At 66.0% G+C, this 3,393-nt stretch carries 4 protein-coding genes and 1 pseudogene; 4 read left to right on the top strand and 1 reads right to left on the bottom strand.

Annotation, left to right across the window (positions count from 1 at the left end; genetic code table 11):
• Nucleotides 1-161: pseudogene (locus tag GPY60_RS27380) on the bottom strand (DUF4328 domain-containing protein); the annotation flags it as partial.
• Nucleotides 162-685: 524 nt separating this feature from the next.
• Between GPY60_RS27380 and GPY60_RS26830 the strand changes: the two are divergent.
• The 4 genes from GPY60_RS26830 (at nucleotide 686) to GPY60_RS26305 (ending at nucleotide 3,378) form a co-directional block, all read left to right on the top strand.
• Nucleotides 686-841 (top strand): hypothetical protein, encoded by a 156-nt coding sequence (locus GPY60_RS26830; protein ID WP_197283849.1) that lies wholly within the window; start codon nucleotides 686-688, stop codon nucleotides 839-841.
• 160 nt (nucleotides 842-1,001) lie between these two features.
• Complete coding sequence (locus tag GPY60_RS26315; protein ID WP_156690631.1) at nucleotides 1,002-1,625, top strand: superoxide dismutase; 624 nt, start codon at nucleotides 1,002-1,004, stop codon at nucleotides 1,623-1,625.
• Between the two features lie 189 nt (nucleotides 1,626-1,814).
• The gene (locus GPY60_RS26310) at nucleotides 1,815-2,348 is read left to right on the top strand and encodes a peptidase (RefSeq protein ID WP_156690630.1); all 534 of its coding nucleotides are present in this window, start codon (nucleotides 1,815-1,817) and stop codon (nucleotides 2,346-2,348) included.
• Nucleotides 2,349-2,979: 631 nt separating this feature from the next.
• Complete coding sequence (locus tag GPY60_RS26305; RefSeq protein WP_156690629.1) at nucleotides 2,980-3,378, top strand: transcriptional regulator; 399 nt, start codon at nucleotides 2,980-2,982, stop codon at nucleotides 3,376-3,378.
• Nucleotides 3,379-3,393 lie beyond the last annotated feature (15 nt).

Raw genomic sequence — 3,393 nt, 5'->3', positions numbered from 1 at the left:
GTCCCGACCGGCGGCGGCGCGCCCGTTGTGCTCCACCGCGGGTCGGCGGCCGGCGCGTCGGCGAGGGGGGCCATGAGCGGCCCCCGGCAGCGGGGACACCACTCGCGTCGCCGCTCGCGCACGTTCCACCGAGTGCCGCACTGGGAGCACACCTGGATCACCGGACCAGACTAGGCGATCGCGAGGGCGGCGAAGCCGGCCGAGGCGGATCGCCGCCATCGGCACCAGCCGATCGCGAGGGCGGCGAAACCGGCCGAGGGGGACCCCGCGGAGCTGGGGACGGATCGCCGCGGAAGCCTCAAGCCGGCAATCAATCGTTCAGCGCAACCTATCCACAGTTTCCACAGGTTTATCCACATTTTGTGCGCGGGTATAACTCCCGTCGACACAGCCTCTGGCGGTCGTCGGGTCCGCTGCTGTGGATAAGTCACCCGTTGGTACGGGTGTGCCATAAACAGGCCGGGATGACGCGCGAGCGAATGAATTGGTGGACTAACCATTTACCGCGGCGACGGTTGCCCTACCGGGCATTTCCTGCCCTGCGCCGTAACCCGAAAGCGCAGTTCGGACCCCTGATACGGCACCTGTTTCGCAAGCCGAGCACAACGGGTTATGATCGCGATCCGGTACGTTGTTGTGACTCACCTCACTAGGGCGGGGTGAACGGTCAGGTGAAAGGCGCTTGATGGCCACGCATTCGTTCGGTCCGGGATCGCCGGCCCAGTCGAAGTCGTACTCCGGTTCGCCCGCGTGGAATCACAGCTATAGCGTCGCCGCCTTGCGCGCCGGCCTGATCGCGTTGGTGCTCCTGGCCGTGCTGGCCATCATCGTTCTGTCTTGATTCCGGCCCGAGAGGGTATCCGCACACTGCCCTCGGGGCGTCCCCGGGGGGCCGTTCTTGCGGCGCGCGCGGTCTTGGAGCAGGGTTGATTACGCTGGGCCGCCGCGTGGCGGATCCGTGCGAATGAGCGTCAAGACGAATAATCGAAGAAAGGAAAGAAGTGGCTGAATACACCCTGCCCGACCTGGACTGGGATTACGGTGCGCTGGAGCCGCACATCTCGGGGCAGATCAACGAACTTCATCACAGCAAACACCACGCCACCTACGTCAAGGGCGCCAACTCCGCCGTGACCGCGTTGGAAGAGGCCCGCGCCAACGACGACCACAGCGCCATCCTGCTCAACGAGAAGAACCTGGCTTTCAACCTCGGCGGCCACGTCAACCACACCGTGTGGTGGAAGATCTTGTCGCCCAACGGCGGTGACAAGCCGACCGGTGACCTCGCCGCCGCCATCGACGACGCATTCGGATCGTTCGACAAGTTCCGCGCGCAGTTCACCGCGGTGGCCAACGGCATCCAGGGCTCCGGGTGGGCGGTTCTGGCCTACGACAGCCTGGGCGACAGGCTGCTCACCTTCCAGGTCTACGACCACCAGGCGAATTTCCCGCTGGGCGCCGTTCCGCTGCTGCTGATCGACATGTGGGAGCACGCCTTCTACCTGCAGTACAAGAACGTGAAGGCCGACTACACCAAGGCGTTCTGGAACGTGGTCAACTGGGCCGATGTCCAGGCCCGCTACGCCTCCGCGACGTCGAAGGCCACGGGGCTGATTTCCGGCTGAGACCATCCCGATCCGCGGGGCGTCGCGCATCGCGCGGCGCCCTCGGTCGTTTATGCGCGCCGAAATTGGGCATTTTAAAACCGTGCGACTGTGACCGTGTCGTGTTGCAAGCCACCGAAACCGGGGGCATGCTTAGGCATTCCAGCTGCAATGGGGCTATTCGGGCGGAGGCGTCGCGCGGAGGTCGACATGGAGACGGGCTCAGACCAGCCAATAGGGGTGTCCCCCTTCCATTCTCGTGGTGCCCTGAAGGGGTTTGTGATCTCGGGACGCTGGCCGGATTCGACCAAGGAGTGGGCCCAGCTGCTGATGGTCGCGGTAAGGGTCGCCTCGTTACCCGGATTGTTATCCACGACAACGGTGTTCGGCGCCCGCGAGGAGCTGCCCGACGAACCCGAACCGGGTACCGTCGGACTGGTGCTTGCCGAGGGCACGGTTTTCGGCGAATCCGCCATCCAGCCAGGCTATTTCGCGGATCACCAGCCGCCGGCCCTGTTGATGCTGCATCCCCCGTCGGAGACGACGCCGTCGTTGCCGGAATGCACCGGCGCCGCGTCGGGATGTGTGCTGCTCCCGGGACTGCCCTACTTGGGCCTGGAGCACCGCGCGGCGTGGGTGGAGGCCGAAGCCGACGGCACGATCACGTCGATGGTCAGCCGCGTCGGGGTCGACCCCATCAGCCACCCGGACACGGCGATCCTCGCAATGCTGCTCGCGGCGTGAGCCCGAAGCCCGGCAGGCCGGGCTCCGCGGTCCGACCGCCCTCCTATCCGGGCCTTCGGCGCTCGACGAATGGAACTCCCGTGGGCGCTCGGCCGGTATGCCCCAGCGCAAACTCCGCCGCGACGGCCGGTCGCGGCGCGCGGCGACGGCCGGTCGGCCCGGGCCCGGCTAGGCGCGGACACCCGCCGATCAACCGGCCGCTCACCCTGCCACGCCCGGCAGGGCGCCCCAAGAGGTATCGCAGCCGGCGCATCACTGCACTCCAAGCCCGTTTTGGACGCGTTGTACAGACTTGACAGCAAAGAACCGCCGGACGCTCGCGACGCCGGCCGTCCGTTGCGGTGCGACCGCACAGCAGTCCTGTCCGCGTCGCTGAGACGGTGTCGCGCCACGGAGACGAGGGCGCTCGAACGGAGCAGGCATTCTGCGTATAACCTGTGAGTTCCAAAGATTTAGTGGACACCTCAGCGAATCGGATGGACGCTATCACGTGTGCAATTGGCCCTTGCCAGCTACGCGCGTACCAGATTCGCGCGAGTTTGCACCTGGTTACGGCAACAATCCGCCGCTAGCATGACAGCTAATACACCTAGGTAATATTTCACTTCTACAGCCAAGTGGAGGTCCATCAATGAGCACGACATTCGCCGCCCGCCTGAACCGCCTCTTCGATACGGTGTATCCGCCCGGGCGCGGGCCGCACACCTCCGCGGAGGTGATCGCCGCGCTCAAGGCGGAGGGCATCACGATGTCGGCTCCGTACCTTTCCCAGCTACGTTCCGGAAATCGCACCAACCCGTCGGCGGCGACCATGGCCGCCCTGGCCAACTTCTTCCGCATCAAGTCGGCGTACTTCACCGACGACGAGTACTACGAAAAGCTCGACAGGGAATTGTCCTGGCTGGCCACGATGCGCGACGACGGCGTCCGCCGCATCGCGCTGGCTGCCGCCGAGCTGTCCCCTGAGGCCCGCCACGAGATCGCGGAGCGGGTCGACGAGCTCCGCCGCGCCGAGCACTCGAACGCCTAGGGCGCCCGCCCAGCC

It is taken from the genome of Mycobacterium sp. Marseille-P9652 (assembly GCF_902652685.1).
In the GTDB taxonomy this organism is placed as follows: domain Bacteria; phylum Actinomycetota; class Actinomycetes; order Mycobacteriales; family Mycobacteriaceae; genus Mycobacterium.
Note: the sequence above shows the minus strand (reverse complement) of the source record. Positions and strands in the feature narration are given on the sequence as shown.

Coding starts and splice junctions, on each gene's coding strand:
- GPY60_RS26830 (WP_197283849.1), top strand. CDS start 686: ATGGCCACGCATTCGTTCGGTCCGGGATCGCCGGCCCAGTCGAAGTCG.
- GPY60_RS26305 (WP_156690629.1), top strand. CDS start 2,980: ATGAGCACGACATTCGCCGCCCGCCTGAACCGCCTCTTCGATACGGTG.
- GPY60_RS26310 (WP_156690630.1), top strand. CDS start 1,815: ATGGAGACGGGCTCAGACCAGCCAATAGGGGTGTCCCCCTTCCATTCT.